This is a genomic window from Spirosoma aerolatum (assembly GCF_002056795.1).
GTDB classification, from domain to species: domain Bacteria; phylum Bacteroidota; class Bacteroidia; order Cytophagales; family Spirosomataceae; genus Spirosoma; species Spirosoma aerolatum.
On the sequence record NZ_CP020104.1, the window covers coordinates 4543814 to 4563187 of the forward strand.

The 19374-nt window shown below is 47.5% G+C and carries 17 protein-coding genes; 9 read left to right on the top strand and 8 right to left on the bottom strand.

Going from position 1 to position 19374, the window contains the following annotated elements:
• Window positions 1-50: 50 nt before the first annotated feature.
• From B5M13_RS18600 to B5M13_RS18610, 3 genes are all read right to left on the bottom strand, one after another.
• Window positions 51-1064, bottom strand: coding sequence for a hypothetical protein (locus tag B5M13_RS18600; RefSeq protein WP_080057090.1), 1014 nt, complete (start codon window positions 1062-1064; stop codon window positions 51-53).
• Window positions 1065-1356: 292 nt separating this feature from the next.
• Entirely contained in the window at window positions 1357-4056 is a 2700-nt protein-coding gene (locus tag B5M13_RS18605) for an ABC transporter permease (protein ID WP_080057091.1), read from the bottom strand.
• Window positions 4057-4070: 14 nt separating this feature from the next.
• Entirely contained in the window at window positions 4071-4409 is a 339-nt protein-coding gene (locus B5M13_RS18610; protein ID WP_080057092.1) for a PadR family transcriptional regulator, read from the bottom strand.
• A 272-nt stretch (window positions 4410-4681) separates the two neighbouring features.
• Between B5M13_RS18610 and B5M13_RS18615 the strand changes: the two genes are divergently transcribed.
• The gene (locus B5M13_RS18615; protein ID WP_080057093.1) at window positions 4682-5494 is read left to right on the top strand and encodes a hypothetical protein; all 813 of its coding nucleotides are present in this window, start codon (window positions 4682-4684) and stop codon (window positions 5492-5494) included.
• A 9-nt stretch (window positions 5495-5503) separates the two neighbouring features.
• On the opposite strand, the gene B5M13_RS18620 is transcribed toward B5M13_RS18615, so the two are convergent.
• Window positions 5504-5830: an enzyme of heme biosynthesis gene (locus tag B5M13_RS18620; protein ID WP_080057094.1), complete on the bottom strand. Its 327-nt coding sequence runs from the start codon at window positions 5828-5830 to the stop codon at window positions 5504-5506.
• Window positions 5831-5984: 154 nt separating this feature from the next.
• On the opposite strand from B5M13_RS18620, the gene B5M13_RS18625 reads away from it, so the two are divergent.
• The 3 genes from B5M13_RS18625 to B5M13_RS18635 all read left to right on the top strand — a co-directional run bounded on the left by B5M13_RS18625 (window position 5985) and on the right by B5M13_RS18635 (window position 8474).
• Entirely contained in the window at window positions 5985-6722 is a 738-nt protein-coding gene (locus B5M13_RS18625; protein WP_080057095.1) for an electron transfer flavoprotein subunit beta/FixA family protein, read from the top strand.
• Window positions 6723-6799: 77 nt separating this feature from the next.
• Complete coding sequence (locus B5M13_RS18630; protein WP_080057096.1) at window positions 6800-7762, top strand: electron transfer flavoprotein subunit alpha/FixB family protein; 963 nt, start codon at window positions 6800-6802, stop codon at window positions 7760-7762.
• A gap of 115 nt (window positions 7763-7877) precedes the next feature.
• Entirely contained in the window at window positions 7878-8474 is a 597-nt protein-coding gene (locus tag B5M13_RS18635; RefSeq protein WP_080057097.1) for a bifunctional nuclease family protein, read from the top strand.
• Between the two features lie 124 nt (window positions 8475-8598).
• On the opposite strand, the gene B5M13_RS18640 is transcribed toward B5M13_RS18635, so the two are convergent.
• On the bottom strand, window positions 8599-9849 hold the full coding sequence (locus tag B5M13_RS18640; RefSeq protein WP_170061150.1) for a PQQ-dependent sugar dehydrogenase: 1251 nt from the start codon (window positions 9847-9849) through the stop codon (window positions 8599-8601).
• Between the two features lie 365 nt (window positions 9850-10214).
• On the opposite strand from B5M13_RS18640, the gene B5M13_RS18645 reads away from it, so the two are divergent.
• From B5M13_RS18645 to B5M13_RS18660, 4 genes are all read left to right on the top strand, one after another.
• A complete protein-coding gene (locus B5M13_RS18645) occupies window positions 10215-11060 on the top strand; it encodes a serine O-acetyltransferase (RefSeq protein WP_080059985.1) in 846 nt (281 codons plus the stop codon).
• A gap of 6 nt (window positions 11061-11066) precedes the next feature.
• Window positions 11067-11975, top strand: coding sequence for a cysteine synthase A (gene cysK / locus B5M13_RS18650; protein WP_080057099.1), 909 nt, complete (start codon window positions 11067-11069; stop codon window positions 11973-11975).
• A gap of 52 nt (window positions 11976-12027) precedes the next feature.
• A complete protein-coding gene (locus B5M13_RS18655) occupies window positions 12028-12897 on the top strand; it encodes a YitT family protein (RefSeq protein ID WP_080057100.1) in 870 nt (289 codons plus the stop codon).
• Between the two features lie 181 nt (window positions 12898-13078).
• A complete protein-coding gene (locus B5M13_RS18660) occupies window positions 13079-15517 on the top strand; it encodes an outer membrane beta-barrel family protein (protein WP_080057101.1) in 2439 nt (812 codons plus the stop codon).
• A 79-nt stretch (window positions 15518-15596) separates the two neighbouring features.
• On the opposite strand, the gene B5M13_RS18665 is transcribed toward B5M13_RS18660, so the two are convergent.
• From B5M13_RS18665 to B5M13_RS18675, 3 genes are all read right to left on the bottom strand, one after another.
• On the bottom strand, window positions 15597-16460 hold the full coding sequence (locus B5M13_RS18665; protein ID WP_080057102.1) for an SDR family oxidoreductase: 864 nt from the start codon (window positions 16458-16460) through the stop codon (window positions 15597-15599).
• 92 nt (window positions 16461-16552) lie between these two features.
• The gene (locus B5M13_RS18670; protein ID WP_080057103.1) at window positions 16553-17146 is read right to left on the bottom strand and encodes a TetR/AcrR family transcriptional regulator; all 594 of its coding nucleotides are present in this window, start codon (window positions 17144-17146) and stop codon (window positions 16553-16555) included.
• 205 nt (window positions 17147-17351) lie between these two features.
• Window positions 17352-18116 (bottom strand): SAM-dependent methyltransferase, encoded by a 765-nt coding sequence (locus B5M13_RS18675; protein ID WP_080057104.1) that lies wholly within the window; start codon window positions 18114-18116, stop codon window positions 17352-17354.
• Between the two features lie 246 nt (window positions 18117-18362).
• Between B5M13_RS18675 and B5M13_RS18680 the strand changes: the two genes are divergently transcribed.
• Window positions 18363-19295, top strand: a complete 933-nt coding sequence (locus B5M13_RS18680; RefSeq protein WP_080057105.1) for an ROK family protein — start codon at window positions 18363-18365, stop codon at window positions 19293-19295.
• Window positions 19296-19374: the final 79 nt, after the last annotated feature.

Below are 19374 nucleotides of genomic sequence, written 5' to 3' on the forward strand. Positions count from 1 at the left end.
TAAGCAATTGCTTATTGCATGCCCCTGCTCATTTTACCATGGAAAACTTATTATTTTTTCTTATTCACCTCTCGCTCAAGCTGTTCGATTCGCTTTTGCTGTTCAATAAGCCGAAGAGTCATTTCTTCATTCTGCTTTACCAGCGTGGCCAGCAGCGTGGTTAGGTCTACCCCTTGTTTAACCATTTCGGTAGCACTGGGCACTCCGGGCAGGTGTTTGTTCTGCTGAATGTATTTTTCTACCTCGGTCAACGACGGGAGCTTATACGACGGTGCAAATACATAGTCGGCCCATTGATTTTCTGACGATGGTTGTACACGCATAGCCGTAGCCGACAAATGCGCTCCTAAGGTCACATCCCCTTTTTCATCAACCGTGAGGAACTTAGCAGCCGTTGCGTTATTGACTGGCGAGTTTGCCGTCATATTCGTTAGTCGAAGACCACTACGTCCATCTGTACCCGCTGTTAATTCGAGTCGATTTTGGGGGGCGGATGTTCCAATACCCACATTAACGTTATTACCCAGAACCATAGCATTGCTGGTTAATACCCGAGCATTGGCGCCAATGGCTGTTGCATTCGACAAGCCAACTCCTACCCCAATGGCATTAGCGCCGATCAGTGTGTTGTCCTGCCCATTTAAGCCATTAACACCCGAATTTGGCCCTATAAACAGGTTCCGATTACCGCGTTGGTTACCCTGACCGGCATTGAAACCAATAAATACGTTATCACTACCGTCGGTATTGAGTTTACCCGCTTCATAACCGACAAAGGTATTATGGCTACCGACTGTGTTGGGGAAGCCTGCTTTATAGCCAAAATACGTGTTGTAGGAGCCAGTTGTGTTACCCTGTCCCGCCTGACTACCCATAAAGGTATTGTAGGTGCCAGATCCACCGACAACCGCACTCGTACTTTGGCCGATGATCAGGTTATAGGTACCGTTAGGTGATTGAAAACTGACGACCTGATTATCAGGCGTAACTACCTGACTCTGGGCATGCACCTCTGCCATAAGGCCAGAAGTAATCAGGGCTAAAACGAGAGTAGAAACTTTCATAATAAAAATGGCTACGGAAATACTTAGTAAATATAGCAAAAATCATTCCGAACTATTATTACCAATCCACTATGGATGAATGCATTAATTAGCCTAAAATCTACTATTCGGTAAAACTTGCAGCCTAGTACCCGGTGCATTGGGCAACGACGTTATCCCTAACCAGCTACCCGCTAAACTTTGACCCAATTATCTGATAGCTGATCAACAACATTGATCCAAAAATGCCCAGGCTAAAAACGCGCATAGTATACATAATGGGTAGCACCTTCCTGCAATAAAGTGTATAAACCTATTCGGTTCGTAAGCTTTTGACAGGATTCATCAAAGCCGCTTTAATGGCCTGATAACTGACTGTCAGCACGGCGACGAGTATGGCCAGTCCACCCGCCAGGGCAAAGAACCACCATTCCACCTCTATTCTATAAGCAAAGTCCCTGAGCCACTGGCTCATAACATATCCGGCAATTGGCGACGCAATCAGTAGAGCGACAAAAATCAGCTTCAGATAATTGGTCAGCAACAGCGTGATAATGCTGACGATTGAGGCTCCCAGTACCTTTCGGACCCCAATCTCCTTAGTGCGTTGATGGGTCGTAAAAGCCGCCAGACCGAACAATCCCAGGCAGGCAATCATCACTGCCAACCCGGCGAAAATACTGACGAGCTGGCCAATGCGTTGATCAGACTGGTACATCGTGTTGAATCGTTCGTTCAGGAAGGAGTAGGCAAACGGATTGGCAGTCTCTGCCTTCCATCGTTGCTCGATGGTCGATAGCAGGCTTGGGATATCGTCCGTTCGGATACGCAAGGCCAACTGTCCATTGTCGCCACCGTAGAATAACAGTAATGGAGCGATACGCTGGTGCATGGATTCGAAATGAAAGTCTTTTACCACGCCAATGACGGTATATGTCTGTTTACTTCCTTCGGTTCCATCGCCTACTGTCGAAAGCTGTTTTCCAATGGGCGAATTTTTAAATCCATATTCCCGGACGGCAGCTTCATTCAGCAGAACAGCCGATTTATCGGCCGGATAGGCTTTCGAAAAGTTGCGCCCCTGCGCCAAACGAATACCTAACGTAGACAGGTAATCGTCATCAACGTAATAGCTTTTTGTACGATACACTCCGCTTCGTGCTCCATCCTGAATCTGAATCCCATCCACACTCTGACTCGACGATCCGGCAGGCAGAAATCCAGCTTTCGATACCTGAATTACCGATGCTAGTTTGGCCAGGTCATCTTTAAATGCGTTGAGTTTTGGTCCAAGCACCTGTGTATCATGTAAGACCAAGACTTGCTCTTTGTCGAAACCAACCTTTTTGTTCTGCATAAACCGCAGTTGCTGGTTAGCGACAATAGTAGCGATGATCATTCCTATCGAGACAACAAACTGAACGGTCACCAGGGCATTACGAAGCCATCCACTCCGCAAACTGACCTGCATTCTGCCATTAAGCACTGTAATGGGCTTGAACGAAGAGAGCACAAAAGCCGGGTAGCTACCAGCCAATAGGCCAATCACCAGGCAGGCTATTACTACCCCAACGAGCATCTTACCATTCAAAATGGCACCGAGCGTAAACTGTTTTCCGGCCAGTGCATTGAAACTTGGCAATAGGAACAAAACGAGTCCAAGTGCCAACCCCAAGGCCAGAAAGGTGAGTAAAACTGATTCAGTCAGAAATTGACTAACCAATTGCTTACGAACCGAACCTAGCACTTTACGTATGCCCACTTCTTTAGAACGCCCTGCCGACCCGACGGTGGATAGGTTCATGAAGTTGATACACGCCAATAAAAGAATGAACAGCGCGATCACTGAAAAAATATAGACGTATTTGATATCGCTATTAGGCGCTAGCTCATCATCTAAATTAGACTGTAAATGAATGGATGTAATAGGCTGGAAAACAAAGCCAAATCCATTCCCTTTTTTGAGGAACTCAGAAAGTGTCATCCCAAAGAATTCATTGATTTCTGAGGCCATATATTTGCTGACAAACCCCCGGCTTATGCCTTCCACCTGCTGGATAGAGTACCCTTCCCGAAGCCGTACATAGGTGTAGGCACCACTGGCTAGCCATTTATTGCCTGTTTTGACAGACTGTAATGAGCCAAACATATCGTAATGAAAATGCGTATTTGATGGCACATCTTCACATACACCCGTTATCCGAAAAAGGCCCAAATTGCCCATCGACAACGTTTTCCCAATGGGGTCTGTCTGACCAAAATATTTTCGGGCGATGGTTTCTGTCAGAACAAGCGTATTAGGTTCAACAAGTGCCCTCGCCTGGTTACCCTTCAGCATTGGGAAATTGAAAACAGAGAAAAAATTGGAGTCGACAAAAGCTACATTTTCCTCTTTAACGATGTTCTCACCATGTTTTACCAGGAATGCCCCTTCCCGACGCAAACGAGTAACAGCCTCTACCCCAGGGCATTCCTGCAGGAGAGTTTGTCCGGTTGGCCCATATGCATAGGCCAGGTTAATATCCTTTGCATCCATCCGGCCATATAAGGTCACACGATACAATCGATCGGCATGGGTATGATAGCGGTCATAACTCAATTCATGCAGTACGAACAGCACAATCAGCAGGCAGGTTGCCAGCCCTATAGCTAAGCCGACAATATTGATAGCAGTAAACGCCTTGTGCCGCCACAGATTGCGGAAAGCGATGGTCAGATAGTTTGATAACATAGCAGAAAGCATGGGTTTAGGGTACTTATGTTCAATGGTTCTGGAAGGCTCAGCTGTTTGTCGTTTGGCAAAGAATGGAGTCAAGCAATGAAGTACAGCCCGGATGTATGCACGTCGGGCGCGGGTAGGCCCTATCTCAATTACCTGTTTATGAAAGGTTTCGTGTAAGTCGCCCTGCACATACTCCAGTAAGTGGGGAGCAACAAACCATTCCAGGAGTCTGTCAGCCCAGCGAGGTGGTGATTGTCGGCCAGATTGTGAGGAAGTAGGCTTTCTACCCATGCGTTTATTAAATCTTAAAGACCCAGAAGTTGAAATTTGCCTTGAGGAATAGCCTCCCAAAGTCGGGTTCGCATCTGCTGAATCTCCAGCAGCACCCTTCCCCCTTCGGTTGTAAGGCTAAACAAACGCTTGCTTCGTCCTCCTCGTTCGGCCGTTGCACCACCCACTGAGGAGGTCAGAAAGCCCTTTTCTTCGAGTCGATACAGGGTCGTATGTATAGCACTGATGGTGAAGCTTCGACCGGTTTGTTGCTGAAGTTGCTCCAAAACCGGCACCCCATATACATCCTCCGTGCTGGCAGCCACTACCAGAAGCACCATTTCTTCTAACTCACCCAATACAGTCTTTTTCATACAATATGCTTACTCAGACATTAGATACAATATTTTAAATCAAATATAAGGCCAGACTAAAAAAAGCCCTTTAGAGTGCATATTCGCCTATAAGGATAAAAAACACTGTCCAGAAACGGACGAATGGCTGTCCATGATTGGACGATGAATCATACGGTAACTAAAATAAGCCGTTTGTAAAAAAACTAATTGCGTTATAAGCACAACAAATTACCTTCATACGTATTTTTACAAAAGCAATTGGTTTATCCGGGCCTAATTACTCCCTCCCTATGAAGCCACTCTACCTACTCCGCTATCCTTATATTGTTGCTATTGGCTTATTGGCCGGCGTTTTAAGCAGTTGCTCGCCCACCATTACGGCCTATCAGCTCGAACCGGTTTCGGGCGATGTGGCTCGAATTGACGGGCGACAGGTTACAAAGGCAGAGCAAAATGGGGTGAGTGTGGTCGCTTCGTTTGAAAAGGAAGATCTGGAATACGTTGCCCTCGACATTGAACTAAAAAATCATACCGATCACCCGATTGACATCAACCCGGCCGATTTTCATTTTAAAGCGCTAAACTCGGTGAATGATACACTCACCGACCCACTTAATCCGAACTTAATCCTGACTCGTTCGGCAGCCGACCCATCGTATGAAGTAGGGCGCATGGACCTGAAACGAAAAGAAGAAACCAGGCGACTAAAACGCGCCAAGGTGATTAACACGCTCCTGATGGTAGCTGTCATTGCAGCCGATGCGTCATCGTCCAGCAATAGCCGTACCTACAGCGAATACCTCAGAAATAGAACCTTGAGCAACCTGGCTTATCAATCGCTGGCCGTGAAGCGAGTGGTAAACTACAGTAACTTCGCCAATCGGATGCAGCGTTATGACTACGAAGAATACCGTTGGCGTGAATTAGCCCTTAAAGCGGGAACACTCCCAGCCGGTCAATCGGTGAGAGGCTTAGTCTATTTACCCAAAGTGCCAAACGCAACCTATCTGGCTATTAGCTATACCGTCCCTGAGCTGTCTACAATCCCCTTACTGTTCAAACAGGAACTTGTACAGCAAAAAAAGCACCCCAGAAGACGATAAGCGTGTTTACTAATCATCATCGTCCTCTTCAAATGCCTGCTGAGCCCGTTTTAGCTCTTGTAGGGCTTTCTGGTTTTGCTGTTTCTGAGCCAGCGCAATTCCTTTTTCGTATAACTCAGCCGTATACTCACGCTCAGCCCGCTCGGCATATAAAGCTGCTGCGTGGTAATAAGTAGGCAGATAATCCGGATGTTTAGCCAGCAGCTGATCGAAATAAACACGGGCTTCCTCCGGTCGACTACTGAGGTATTCCATCGCCAGTGCATAAACATTGAACGGCTCATCCGGTTCTTCTTCTATAAATTGCTTTAATTGCTCAATACGTATGGTATTCATCCGTTCAAGAAAAATAGTATGCTTGCATACTATTTTTTAAGTTTGATTAGTATTTTTGAGCCGTAAAAGTAGTCATGATTGCCCGTCAGTAGCAGTAAACAAGCCCCTGACGGCTAACAATAACCGACGATTCACTCTTAAAACCCCAGAAAGCATGAAAATACTAGTGTGTGTGACGAGTGTCCCCGACACCACTACCAAGATTGCCTTCACTGATAACAACACGAAATTAAATAAGGCAGGCGTCACGTTTATCACGGGCCCTTACGATGATTATGCATTGGCGCGGGCGGTTGAACTGAAAGAGAAAACCGGTGCTACAATTACGGTTCTGAACGTAGGGGAAGCTGATGCCGAACCCGTTATCCGTAAATGCCTGGCTATCGGTGCTGATGATGCCATCCGGGTCAATGCCGAGCCAACCGATGCGTACTTCGTATCCGAACAAATTGCTGCCATCGCTAAAGAAGCCAATTACGACCTGATTCTGATGGGTCGCGAATCGATCGATTTCAATGGTGGTCAGGTGCATGGCATTGTGGGTGAAATGCTGGGCATCCCTTCCATATCGCCCGTAATGCTGCTTGATATTGACGGAGATACTGCTAAAATCACACGTGAGATTGAAGGGGGCAAAGAAAGTCTGGAAGCTAAACTGCCTCTTGTACTCGGTTGTCAGGAACCCATTGCTGAATGGAAAATCCCGAACATGCGGGGCATTATGACTGCTCGTACCAAGCCCCTCAAAGTTGTTGAGCCTGCAGGCACTGACAAGCTCACCACGGTTGCCAGCTACGAACTTCCTGCCCCTCGCGGAGCCGTTAAGATGATTCCTGCCGACGAGGCCGAAAAGCTCATCCAACTGCTGCACACGGAAGCCAAAGTAATTTAAATGCAGAATGTATAATGAAAGCAGGAGCTTATGCCATTATTCATTGCACATTACTCATTTTTCATTCCTAAAAAATTATGTCAGTCCTCATATTTGCTGAATTAGACGAAGGTAAGATTAAGAAATCCGCCCAGGAGGCTATCTTTTACGGGGCCAAAGTAGCTCAGATGCTGGGCACGTCGGCCACGGCTATTGTCATTGGTCAGGCTAGCGACGACGAACTGGCTTCAGCCGGTCGCTTTGGCGCTACGAATGTTCTGCACGCCAGTGATGCTAAACTGACAGAACCCAATGGTATGGCCTACGCAACAGTCGTTGCTCAGGCAGCCCAACAGGAAGGCAGTAAGGTTATCGTTTTGGCAAAATCGTCGCTGGGCGATGCCATGACAGCCCGGCTGGCAGGCAAGCTGAAAGCCGGATTAGCCGCCAATGTCGTTGAGCTTCCTGAGCTGTCGAACGGTTTTCGGGTAAAAAGCAGCATCTACACTGGGAAAGCGTTCGCCTATAATGATCTGAAAGCTGACGTTAAAATTTTGGCGATCAAAAAAAATACCATCACACCTGAAGAAACGGAAGCATCAGCAGCGGTTAAAGCCTTCTCGCCGACGTTGAATGATGCCGATTTTTCTATTTCGGTGAAAAGCACCGATAAATCGTCGGGCGATATACTGCTGCCCGAAGCTGATCTGGTCGTTTCGGCGGGCCGTGGATTGAAAGGCCCTGAAAACTGGGGCATTGTTGAAGATCTGGCCAAGGCTCTCCATGCTGCCACGGCCTGTTCGAAACCCGTTTCGGATCTGGACTGGCGCCCACATTCGGAGCACGTAGGGCAGACCGGCCTTAAGATCAGCCCGAATCTGTATATCGCCTGTGGTATATCCGGTGCTATACAACATCTGGCGGGCGTAAACTCCTCGAAGGTAATTGTTGTTATCAACAAAGACCCAGATGCCCCGTTCTTCAAATCGGCAGATTACGGGATTGTCGGCGATGTATTCGACATCCTTCCCCGCCTTACGAAGGCCGTGCAGGCGCTGTAGTCGTAACCGGAATCCGGAGCGGTTATCAGTCCATAGTCATCAGTAATGATTATTTTATTAATTACTGACGACTATGGACTGATAACTGACGACTAAAATTTGTTAAATTTACGCCGTGGATAAGATTAAGCTGGAAATATTAGGACTCTCGCCCAGTCAGTCGCAATCGGGCTCGTTTGCACTGGTACTAGGTGAAGAATATGGCAATCGGCGGTTGCCCATAATCATTGGCATGTTCGAGGCACAGGCCATTGCTATTGAAATTGAAAAGATCGTTCCGAACCGCCCCATGACACATGATTTGTTCAAGCAGTTTGCCGAACAATTCAAGTTTACGGTTCGTGAGATCGTTATTTCCGATTTACGCGAAGGAATTTTCTTTGCGAAAATCGTTTGCTTCGATGGCGTACGCGAATCAGTTATTGACGCCCGTCCATCTGATGCTATTGCCATCGGGATTCGCTTCGATGTACCCATTTATACCAACGAGTCAATCTTATCAGAAGCGGGCATTACCGCCAGTGGCAACGATGAAGAGGAAGAGCAGGAAGAGCTGGTCCGTTCATCGAATCGCCCCACAACCCGGTCGTTTGGCGATCAGTTGAAAAATGCCTCCTCAGAAGAATTACAGCGGATGCTCGAAGAAGCGCTCGGCAACGAAGAGTATGAACGAGCAGCTAAGATTCGCGATGAAATGAGCAAGCGCAATTAATTGAATTATTCACCCCCATAACAGCCATCCGAAACCAAATGGACCTGGCTTCTCATAGAAACGCCCTCGAGTAATTGCTCGAAGGCGTTTCTGCTTTATGAGGTTGTCAATGATATTCTAACTGTCAATTCGAAACCAGTTTCAGAATTTTACCAGCACTATGATCACAGAGGTAGAGTTCGGCTTTTTGGTCTTCGCCAAAAGCCGAAATAGAACCTGCTCTGTTTATCAGTTCCTGATTATCGCTGGCTTTGTTACCGTTCATCGTCAAAGCCCATACTCGACCACTTGCGTAATCGGCATAAATATATTTCCCCTTTAAGGCTGGATTCGACTGGCCCCGATATACATAGCCCCCCGTGATTGAGACATCACCTTTATCGCGCCCATACTGATAGATAGGTGGGATCAGCCCGGCAGCATCAACTGTATTGCCGTTGGATTTGAAGTCGCTCCCAGCTTCTTTGATCCGCCAGCCATAGTTCCCTCCTTTGGTTACAAGATCTATTTCCTCAAACGTATTTTGGCCCACATCACCTGCCCACAAACGTCCCTGACTGTCGAAGCTGATGCGCCAGGGATTCCGCAGGCCGTAGGCGTAAATCTCTTCCCGATAACCACTCGTATTGCCTTTAAATGGATTATCTGCCGGGATGCCATAATGCCCTTTTTCGGTGCTGTTGACATCGACACGCAGGATTTTCCCCAGCCAGCTACTTCGATTCTGGGCATTATTCTGCGGATCACCCCCACTGCCGCCATCACCCGTAGAAACATACAAGTAGCCATCAGGGCCGAACAGCACTTTTCCTCCATTATGGTTCGAATAGGGTTGTTCGAACCGAAAGAGAATCTCTTCGGAACCAGGATCTACCGTTGAGGAATTAGCCGATGAGGCTTTGAAACGGCTAACAATGGTTTCGCGTGGATTATTCTTTGTATAGTTGACAAAGAAATACCCGTTTTCCTTAAACTTCGGATGAAAAGCTAGGCCCAATAAACCCATTTCGCCACCAGAGGCCACTTTCTTACGAATATCGAGATAGGTCTCAGCGGAGGTTGCCTCGGAGTCGTTGTTAAAAATACGGATGCGGCCGTCCTGCTCCAAAACAAACACCCTATTCGTCCCATCGTTGGCATGGGTAAATTCGACTGGCGACTCGAAGGTGAGTTTTGGGTATGCGTTAACGACTTTAGCGGATAAAGCTTTTTTTACAGAAAGCGGATTAGCAGACACGGCTGGTACGATCTGATTGGTAACTACCTCTACGGCATTTTCTGCCTGTGCAGGTTCGCAGGCTGACGAAATCAGCCAGGCAACCCCCGAGGTAGCTACCAGTGAGATCATTAACGCGATGATTGCTTTACTTATCATTAGTGTTCACAGTATTTGTCGTCAAAATTTGACTTACAAAAAAGGTTCCAAGCTCAGCCTTTTGATTTTTCGGCCCGTATTTTGTACAAAAGCAGGTAGTTGGCGGCTATTGGCTGGCTTTCCGTGCATCTGTCGAAAGAATAGATTGTGTAGTCTTTCCACAGTATGGGGTGTTGTTTCTACTTTTCAGATGAAGACCACTTGTATTTGACATTGCTGGAACCAGGCTTTATTATGCCCTACTTTCCACAGCAAAGGATTGATACAAACCATAAACTGGATGCTGAATACGATACGCTAATTTTACTCGTTCTGAATCGAACGTCTACTACTTCCGAATGGTTTTACAGCTAAAGACAACCCCCATGACCACGGCGACCAATACGTTTCTCGATCATTTACAGGCCCAACGCTCTCAGTATCGCTACAAACTCCCTTCACGACCCGACGCCGGTCGATTTATCGACCAGTTAATGCGGCTGTTATTTCCCGTTACACAGGATTGCAAGTCCGTTTCGCAGCACGTCGAAGAAACCTATCAGGCGTTACATGAGCAGCTTATCAAGCTATTGTGCCCACTTGAAAAGAATTTATCGGCCAGCCCCGAAGCGATTACCGACCAGTTTTTCGACCGGTTACCTGCGATTTATGACGACCTGTTGCTCGATGCTCACTCCATAGCCGACAATGATCCTGCGTCAATTGGGGTTGAAGAAGTGGTTGCAGTTTATCCGGGTTTTTATGCGATTGCCGTCTACCGAATTGCCCATGAACTAATGAATCAAAACGTTCCTCTGCTACCTCGCATGTTGACGGAGTACGCACATGGACAAACGGGTATCGATATTCACCCCGGCGCTCGGATTGGTCGGTCATTTTTTATCGATCATGGTACGGGGGTCGTTATCGGCGAAACAACGGTGATTGGTAATAACGTCAAAATCTACCAGGGGGTTACGCTCGGCGCAACGTATGTGGCCAAAAATATGGCGCAGAAAAAGCGACACCCAACTATTCAAAATAACGTGGTGATTTATGCCAATGCTACCATATTGGGCGGTCATACCGTAGTGGGGCACGATTCGGTCATTGGAGGCAACGTTTGGCTAACCAGCAGTGTAGAACCCCATTCGCTCGTATTTCACCAACATCAAACAGAGGTTCGTTTAAAGTCACTGGAGACTGTTGAACCGATCAATTTTGTCATTTAACTGTCTATGAAAGCGACTACCATCCTCGATACCATTGGTCAAACTCCTCACGTTCGGTTAAACCGGCTATTTCCAGGTTATGAAGTCTGGACGAAGCTCGAACGAGCTAATCCGGGAGCCAGCATAAAGGATCGGATTGCCCTTGCCATGATCGAGGACGCCGAAGCCCAGGGGATGCTCCGAAGCGGTAGCACTATTATTGAACCGACATCCGGGAATACAGGCATTGGCCTGGCTATGGTAGCTGCGGTGAAAGGCTACAAAATCATTCTGGTCATGCCCGAATCAATGAGTATCGAACGTCGGAAAATTATGGCAGCCTACGGGGCCGAATTTGATCTGACTCCCCGCGAAAAAGGAATGCGTGGGGCTATTGAGCGGGCTCATGATCTGGTAGCGTCAACCCCCGGTGCCTGGATGCCCCAACAATTTGAGAATCCAGCCAATATTGATATCCATGTACGCACGACAGCCCAGGAAATCCTGACCGATTTTCCGGCAGGGTTCGATGTGCTGATTACAGGGGTGGGTACGGGTGGCCATTTAACAGGCGTAAGTGAGGTTTTGAAACAGAAATTTCCGGCGATGAAAGTCTATGCTGTTGAACCTGAACTGTCGCCTGTCATTAGCGGGGGAGCTCCTGGCCCCCATCCTATTCAGGGCATTGGCGCCGGATTTATTCCACAAAATCTGCATACCGATCTACTGGATGGTACCATTCAGGTAAGCAAAGACGACGCTTTTGAAATGGCTCGTCGGTCGGCCAGGGAAGAGGGAATTTTTGTCGGCATATCTTCGGGTGCATCGCTGGCTGCCATCGCTAAAAAGTTACCCGCTATTCCTGTAGGAAGTCGTATTTTGACGTTTTGTTACGATACCGGGGAACGGTATCTCTCTATTGATGGGTTGTATTAGTGGATGAATTCAGTATATTACTGCTTTCCCAACGCCACTTACTACACCTTCTATGACTCAACAATCGACTTCTTTTCGACTGATAAAAGATTATATTTTCATTATTGCCGGAGTACTTAGTGCTGGATTGGGCATCAAAGGTTTTCTTACATCAAGCCATTTTATCGACGGAGGAGTTACTGGTATTTCGATGCTTCTGGCTACGCTGTTCAAGGTTCCCCTACCTATTTGGCTGCTGTTAATTAACCTTCCCTTCATCGGACTAGGTTATCGGCAGTTTGGTCGTCAGTTCGCATTCAGAAGTACGCTGGCCATTGCCGGGCTATCGATAAGCCTGGCGGTTATTCCTTTTCCCGACGTCACCCCTGATCTTCTTCTGACCGCTGTTTTTGGGGGATTCTTTATTGGGGCCGGTATTGGTCTGACCATCCGTGGTGGCGCCGTGCTGGATGGGACAGAGATAGCAGCCCTCCTCATCAGCCGGGGTAGCCCTGTACTGAAAGTTAGCGATGTTATTCTGGTACTTAATATACTCATATTCGGCGCAGCCGCTTTCTTTTTAGGGGTAAGCCCTGCCCTGTATTCAATGATCACCTATTTTGCTGCTTCCAAAACCGTTGACTTTGTCATTCATGGTATTGAAGAATACACGGCTATATTGATTATCTCCAAACAGCATGAAGCCATTCGATTGCGAATCATTGATAAAGGCTGGGGGCTTACGATCCTGAAAGGCCAGGGTGGATACGGTAAACATGGTAGCCACCAACATACCGACAGCGTGTTGTATACCGTTGTAACTCGCCTGGAAATTAGCCGATTACGATCAATTGCACTGGAAATCGACCCCAATGCTTTTATCATTCAGCACAGTGTCGACGATGTGGCGGGGGGTAAAGTAAAAAGCCTACCGTTGCATTAATCCGCCACGATCAACTGCCAATTGCCCGTTCAGCATATACCTTGTGGACGGGCAATTGTGCAAAAAACCTTCACCATTAATACCCGTTTTAGTCCGTTTATGGAGTATTGCCTTGTTGAGAAATCGTTTTCCGGTCTTTTCACAAAACTAGATTATCTCAACAACCTAAACAGTCTCCATCATGGCGTTTCGTTTACGTATTTGTTTACTTCTTCTCATTCTATTCGCGGGTAGCAGCTTCGCCTTTGCGAAAAAAGATCCTGTGCTCAGCGGTATCGTTCGCGATCCAGCAGGCTCAACGGTCGAATTTGCTACGGTAGCCTTACACCGGGCTTCTGATTCGACCGTTGTTAAAACCGAATTCAGCGATGCATCGGGCAACTTTCATTTCGATCATCTGCCCGCCGGAAATTACTTTGTATCGGCCTCGCAGGTTGGTTTCGAGCGGGTACAAACGGCTCCCTTTGCTATTGCCTCCGACGACAAATTGCTTGCTCCTATCCTACTGAAACCCAGTAGCAAAACCCAGCTCAAAGAAGTAACCGTTCAAGCCCGTAAGCCCCTTTTTGAACGAGAAACCGACCGGATCGTGGTTAATGTCGATGGGAGTCCACTAAGTGCAGGAGCCACCTCCCTCGAAGTTCTCAGCCGTTCGCCCGGTGTCACCGTCGATCAGAACGATAATCTGGCTTTACGAGGCAAACAGGGGGTGCTGGTACTGATTGATGGCAAACGTGTACCGATGACTGGCACCGAACTCGCTGAAATGCTGCGGGGACTTCCAGCAAATTCGGTGGACAAAATTGAACTCATCACGAATCCACCTGCCAAATACGACGCGGCTGGCAGCGCTGGCATTATTTCCATTAAACTCAAAAAAGATAGTCGGCAGGGAACCAATGGGAGCGTGAATGCCAGTTATGGGTACGGTCAGTATGGCAAGCTCACGAGTGGCATTTCGCTGAATCATCGCCACAAAAAAGTGAATCTGTTCGGCAGTTTCAACCACAATGACCGAAATGTATATACTCGTCTGACAGTCCACCGCGATTTTTATCTGAACAGTCTGTTTGCCGGAAGCAGTGATCAGGATAACGTTGGCAAAACCCGGTACATATCCGAAACCTACCGGGCAGGACTGGATTATACGCTATCGAAACGAACGCTGATGGGCGTTGTTGTGAATGGTTTAGTTATGAACGCGGAGGCCCATATTCCGAACGTTACCCAAACCTATGATGAACGGGGTGCCTTACAATCCAGCTATCAGTCAGCCAATCGCCGGAACCTATCCACACCCAACACGGCGGTCAACATGAACCTCAAACATAGTTTCGACTCAACAGGTCGTCGTGAGTTAACGGCCGACGCGGATTACGCCCATTACGAAACGCACCGCCTGCAAAATCTGGCCACAACTTTTTCGGTTCCTGTACGACCCGCAACGATCCTGGATGGCAATCTGAATGGTAACCTGGATATTAGTTCGGTAAAAGTTGATTACGTTCATACGTTGAAAAACAAGATGCGTCTGGAAGCAGGTGTGAAAATGAGTTGGGTTCGCTCTGACAATAACGTGCTGTTTACAAATACCAGCGAAGGAAAAACCGTAATAGACACAGGCAAGAGTAATCAGTTCCGTTACGAAGAAAACATCAATGCGGCTTACATTAATGTTAGCCGCACCATCAAAAAAACCTCGATTCAGGCGGGTCTACGAGGTGAGCAAACCAATGCAAAGGGGCTACAACTTGTTGGAAACGATGGTTTTGAACGGCGTTACTTCCAGCTATTCCCCAGCGTATTCATCAAACAGACCCTATCGAAAAGTCACGATTTAGGTATATCGCTCAGCCGTCGAATCGACCGTCCGACTTACAATCAACTCAATCCATTCCGGGCCTATATTGATGCCACAACGTACTTTTCGGGTAATCCGTCGCTGTATCCTCAATCAAGCTACAACATTGAACTGACGCATACATTTAAGCAGAAATTCATTACGTCGTTCAGTTATAGCCGTACCGACCAACCCATTATCAGCGTGGTTCAACCAGCCCCCGAAGGCAATCGCCAGGTGGTGTCGACCTTCCAGAATTTAACCCGTTCGGATTACTACGGCCTCACGTTGACGGTTCCTATGCAACCCACAAGCTGGTGGACGATGGATAACAATATTGTGGCGTACTATAACCGATTCATAGGTGATCTGGCGGGCACTTCGCTCAATACGGGTTTACCTGCCTACAGTATCAATGTAGCCAATATATTGACGCTCGGAAAAGGTTGGACTGCCGACCTGGGGGGCTTCTATCAATCGCATCAGTTGTATGGCTTCTTCGACATTCGTCCGCAGGGGCAGCTTAATGTAGGTCTGCAAAAGTCAATGTGGGCGAAGAAAGGAGTGCTGAAACTGAATATGACCGACATTTTCTACACCAGCCCTTTACGCGCAACGTCGACCTATAACAACTACATTGAACAACTCAACCAACGTCAGGACACGCGCGTGGCGACCATTTCGTTTTCGTACCGCTTCGGCAGTGATACGGTAACTCCATCGCGCCGACGGACGGGTGGTGCTGAAGAGGAAAAACGTCGGGCGGGAAGCGCTTCGTAGCGTTTTAGGCCTACTGGGTCAAGTTTCAGAATTCACACAGTACGAATGTGAGGTTCAACCCAGTAGACCTAAAATACGATTATAAACTACCCGCAAATTGCTCGATTGTTGTGGTCGGCTTACCCAAGTCATCCCAGGTTTTTTGCGATTCAAACACTTCGGGGTAGTTATTCAGCGCGTCGGTAATAGAATAGCCATAATCTGCTTGTGCGGAGAAAAGACGGCCTAACTTCATTAAAATCGGAGGTGTTGTCAACAGACTTAACTTTTCTTTTTTATATGCTTTTATAAAGCGTTCAGCCGCTTCGTGTTGTGTGATCGCTTCCGGCCCCTGAATCACATACTCCTGATTTCGTTTGTCCTGCCCCATCTGAAACGCCCTGGCTACTTGCCTGCCATAATCGCTGGCGGCTATGTACATAGGCTTAACCCCCGAACGTCCAACGAGCAAAATAAACCGCCCGGCCCGCTGGGTTCCGTTCAGAGAGTCCATAAAGCAGGACGGATAGAAAATACTGTAGGAAATGCCGGATGCCTTAATTAGTTCTATGGCCGCCTGCTTCACGTCAAAGACCCACCATCGAAAACCATTCATCCCCTGATAGCGAATGATAATCGACGAGAGGTACCCAATCCGTTTAATGCCTGTTGATTGAGCAGCCCGAATCAGGTTTTGCAGTCCTTCGGCTTCGGTATGAAAATCGGATTGTTTTTCGTCCTGCCTGATGGATAGGTTCAAATAAACAGTATCTATGCCCGCCAACGCATTATGTAGCGCATCAACATTACGCAAATTGGCAGAAACGACGTCAACGTTCGGGAACATTGCCTTGGTTTTGGCCACATCACGGGCAATCAGGCGGACGGCAAAACCGGCCCGAATCAGTTCACGGGTGACAGGCTGTCCCAACATACCTGTGGCACCCACTATAGCAATGTGCATAATACGCTCACGCGGGTAGAAACTCGCTATACGAATCCAGGAAATTGGTCAGCCACCGTTCAGTGCCCCCGCACAACAGCGCCACCGTTTACTTACCGTAAATCACGTACAAACCGGCGCATGGTTTCGCGATAGACCTGTTCCGACTGCTCAATAGGCTGTTCATTTTTCAGGAGCATCGCTAGGGTAATCATCCCGTGCGAAACCGACCACCACTGAAAATAGAGCCGTCTGATACTTTCCTCCGCTTTCGGAATAAACGAGAAGATCGTTTTGCATACAATACGACTAACAGCCTGCATCGCTTCGGACTGATGAACAGGCAGCGAACACAACGCACCATCTAAATTGTACATGACCTGATAGATTTCAGGCTGCTGACGGGCAAATTCCCACTGCACAAGCGATATTTCGAACAGACGTTTTTCGGGGTCCCGGTAAAGGGTCAGGATGCGGTCATACTCCTGATATAAGTGGCGGAAACCTTCGTTTCGGATTTCATCCAACAGCACATCTTTGCTGTCGAAGTACTCATAGACAATGGGGGCACTATACTCAATGGCATCGGCGATCTTACGAATCGAAACAGCCTGCCACCCTTCCCTACGGGCGATAGCTTTAGCCGTTTTTAAAATGCCGGAGCGGGTCTGCTCACGGTTACGCGGCTTACGCTCAATTATTTCCATAAAAGCAGGTTAGTAAAAGTAATCTCAGTTAACGGTGTTAATTGACTGAAAACTACAGATTAATGTCGAAACTTTCTAACATTAATGTATAATTTCTTAAAAAATACAGCAATTTTCCTACTTCCGATGGACCGTTACCGAGTTTACCACCCACAATTCATAGTAACTTATATGAAATAAAACCCAATCTTCGAATCTCAGCTATTTACTTTTCTGCCAGTATCCACACTGCTTCATCCCCAAGCGCAAAGGGATCACCTGTAACCGTTCCGTAACAATCTATAATTTGCAGGCCTGCTTCCGTAAACAGATGTCGCAGTTGGGCTAACGTATAGACGTAATGCTGCGCCAGTCGGGTTTGTACAATCCCCCCCTTAACATACGTCAGATGCGAATCAATCCGACCCTCCAGTGGCACATAGTCATTCTCAACCATAAACAGGATGGATTCGCCATCTGCCGTCTCAATGGGTAACCAGTTGCGAGCCTGGTAGTCAGGCAACACCGATTCTGCAATCATCTCAGAATGAGCTAAGAACCGACCGCCTGGTTTTAATAAATTGGCTATTCGGGTTAGAAAAGTCAGCATATCAGCCTGAGAAAAGAAGCTAAAACTATTACCCAGACAATAGGCTGCATCAAATGTATTTCCATTACCCAACTTGCTCGCTGGTATCGTCAAAAAATCATCAGCGACTGTAGTGATGGGTAGTTTCTCTGCCTTAGCCAACGATTGGATTTCGGTTACATACTCGGGCGAAATATCGATGCCTGTAATATGCGCACCCATCCGGGCAAGCGGCAATGCGTGGCGACCATAGCCACAAAATATATCCAGTAATTGATCGCCAGGACCAAACTCCAACGTATCGACCAATAGTTCTAGATCAAACTGGGTTTGCTCTTCGGTTTGTGCCGCCTTCCAGGCTTCCTGAGGGAGGCCGTGAAAAAAGTTATGGTACCAGGCCATATAAGAATGATGACTTATGAAAGATTTATGTTCAGCAACCAAACTCCTGATGTAGAGTCGGGTTAAAATAGGCTCAATACACACTAAAAACAAAGTTTGTCTGACCGCTGGATAACATATTAGCTACCAACTTCCTGAGTGTGAGAAGAAGATTATAATTATTATTTAATTGCGGCAAAGCGACTTTACTTCGTACTTAGTGGCTTTCTAAACATAAGGCTCAACAACCTTAACCGAAACCCTTCTATGAAATCATACTGGGGCATTGACCTTGGCGGAACTAAAATTGAAGGCGTAGTTCTTTCAGGACCTTCGCCTGATGCAGTCCTTATCCGAAAGCGCATTGATACCGAAGCACAGCATGGTTACGAGCATATTTTAAGTCAGGTTGGTTCCCTGATCGACATGCTCAAAGCCGAAACCGGATTAAAACCTGAACGGATTGGCTTCTCTACGCCCGGAACCTTCGACCCGTCGCGTCAGGCCATGAAGAACTGTAATACTACCTCCCTGAATGGGAAACCCATGAAGCAGGATTTGGCTCGCCTGCTTGGCCTACCGATCGAAATTGCTAATGATGCCAACTGTCTGGCTTTGGCCGAAGCTACGATGGGCATTGTCCCCGAGGTAGTTCCCGATTATCAGAGTGTGTTTGGTGTGATTATGGGCACAGGAGTTGGCGGAGGCATAGTGGTTCGCAGCAAACATAATAAGCCCTACGGCCGCCCGTTTGTGCTCAACGGTTTTCAGGGACTGGGGGGTGAATGGGGCCATAACACGCTGGAAGAAAAAGGTTATCCTTGTTATTGTGGCAAGCGTGGCTGTGTGGAACAGGTAATTTCTGGCCCTGCTCTCCAGCATTATTATCAGCAAATCAGTGGTGAGCAGCGCACCATGCAGGAAATCATGGAGCGATACCAGCAAGGCAATGACCTGGTAGCCAGCCAAACTATTAACCGCTTACTGGAATACTTTGGCCGGGCCATATCGGTCATTGTTAACATCATTGACCCCGATGTCATTGTTATCGGTGGTGGCGTAGGGAACGTCGATTTACTGTATACGCAAGGCGTAGAACGCGCCCGTAAATACGTGTTCAATAGTGGCGATCTGAACACCCACTTCCTGAAACCCAAACTAGGCGATAGCGCCGGTGTTTTTGGCGCAGCCATGTTGTAGGAAACGGGTAAATTGATACTAGTACGGGGCAGAGGGATAATTTTTAATTAGCCCTCTGCCCCGTACTAGTATCAATTTA

Bases quoted from the DNA above. Each gene is read 5' to 3' on its own strand.
- B5M13_RS18600 (WP_080057090.1), bottom strand. From the start codon at position 1,064: ATGAAAGTTTCTACTCTCGTTTTAGCCCTGATTACTTCTGGCCTTATG.
- B5M13_RS18605 (WP_080057091.1), bottom strand. From the start codon at position 4,056: ATGGGTAGAAAGCCTACTTCCTCACAATCTGGCCGACAATCACCACCT.
- B5M13_RS18610 (WP_080057092.1), bottom strand. From the start codon at position 4,409: ATGAAAAAGACTGTATTGGGTGAGTTAGAAGAAATGGTGCTTCTGGTA.
- B5M13_RS18615 (WP_080057093.1), top strand. From the start codon at position 4,682: ATGAAGCCACTCTACCTACTCCGCTATCCTTATATTGTTGCTATTGGC.
- B5M13_RS18620 (WP_080057094.1), bottom strand. From the start codon at position 5,830: ATGAATACCATACGTATTGAGCAATTAAAGCAATTTATAGAAGAAGAA.
- B5M13_RS18625 (WP_080057095.1), top strand. From the start codon at position 5,985: ATGAAAATACTAGTGTGTGTGACGAGTGTCCCCGACACCACTACCAAG.
- B5M13_RS18630 (WP_080057096.1), top strand. From the start codon at position 6,800: ATGTCAGTCCTCATATTTGCTGAATTAGACGAAGGTAAGATTAAGAAA.
- B5M13_RS18640 (WP_170061150.1), bottom strand. From the start codon at position 9,849: ATGATAAGTAAAGCAATCATCGCGTTAATGATCTCACTGGTAGCTACC.
- B5M13_RS18645 (WP_080059985.1), top strand. From the start codon at position 10,215: ATGACCACGGCGACCAATACGTTTCTCGATCATTTACAGGCCCAACGC.
- cysK (WP_080057099.1), top strand. From the start codon at position 11,067: ATGAAAGCGACTACCATCCTCGATACCATTGGTCAAACTCCTCACGTT.
- B5M13_RS18655 (WP_080057100.1), top strand. From the start codon at position 12,028: ATGACTCAACAATCGACTTCTTTTCGACTGATAAAAGATTATATTTTC.
- B5M13_RS18660 (WP_080057101.1), top strand. From the start codon at position 13,079: ATGGCGTTTCGTTTACGTATTTGTTTACTTCTTCTCATTCTATTCGCG.
- B5M13_RS18665 (WP_080057102.1), bottom strand. From the start codon at position 16,460: ATGCACATTGCTATAGTGGGTGCCACAGGTATGTTGGGACAGCCTGTC.
- B5M13_RS18670 (WP_080057103.1), bottom strand. From the start codon at position 17,146: ATGGAAATAATTGAGCGTAAGCCGCGTAACCGTGAGCAGACCCGCTCC.
- B5M13_RS18675 (WP_080057104.1), bottom strand. From the start codon at position 18,116: ATGGCCTGGTACCATAACTTTTTTCACGGCCTCCCTCAGGAAGCCTGG.
- B5M13_RS18680 (WP_080057105.1), top strand. From the start codon at position 18,363: ATGAAATCATACTGGGGCATTGACCTTGGCGGAACTAAAATTGAAGGC.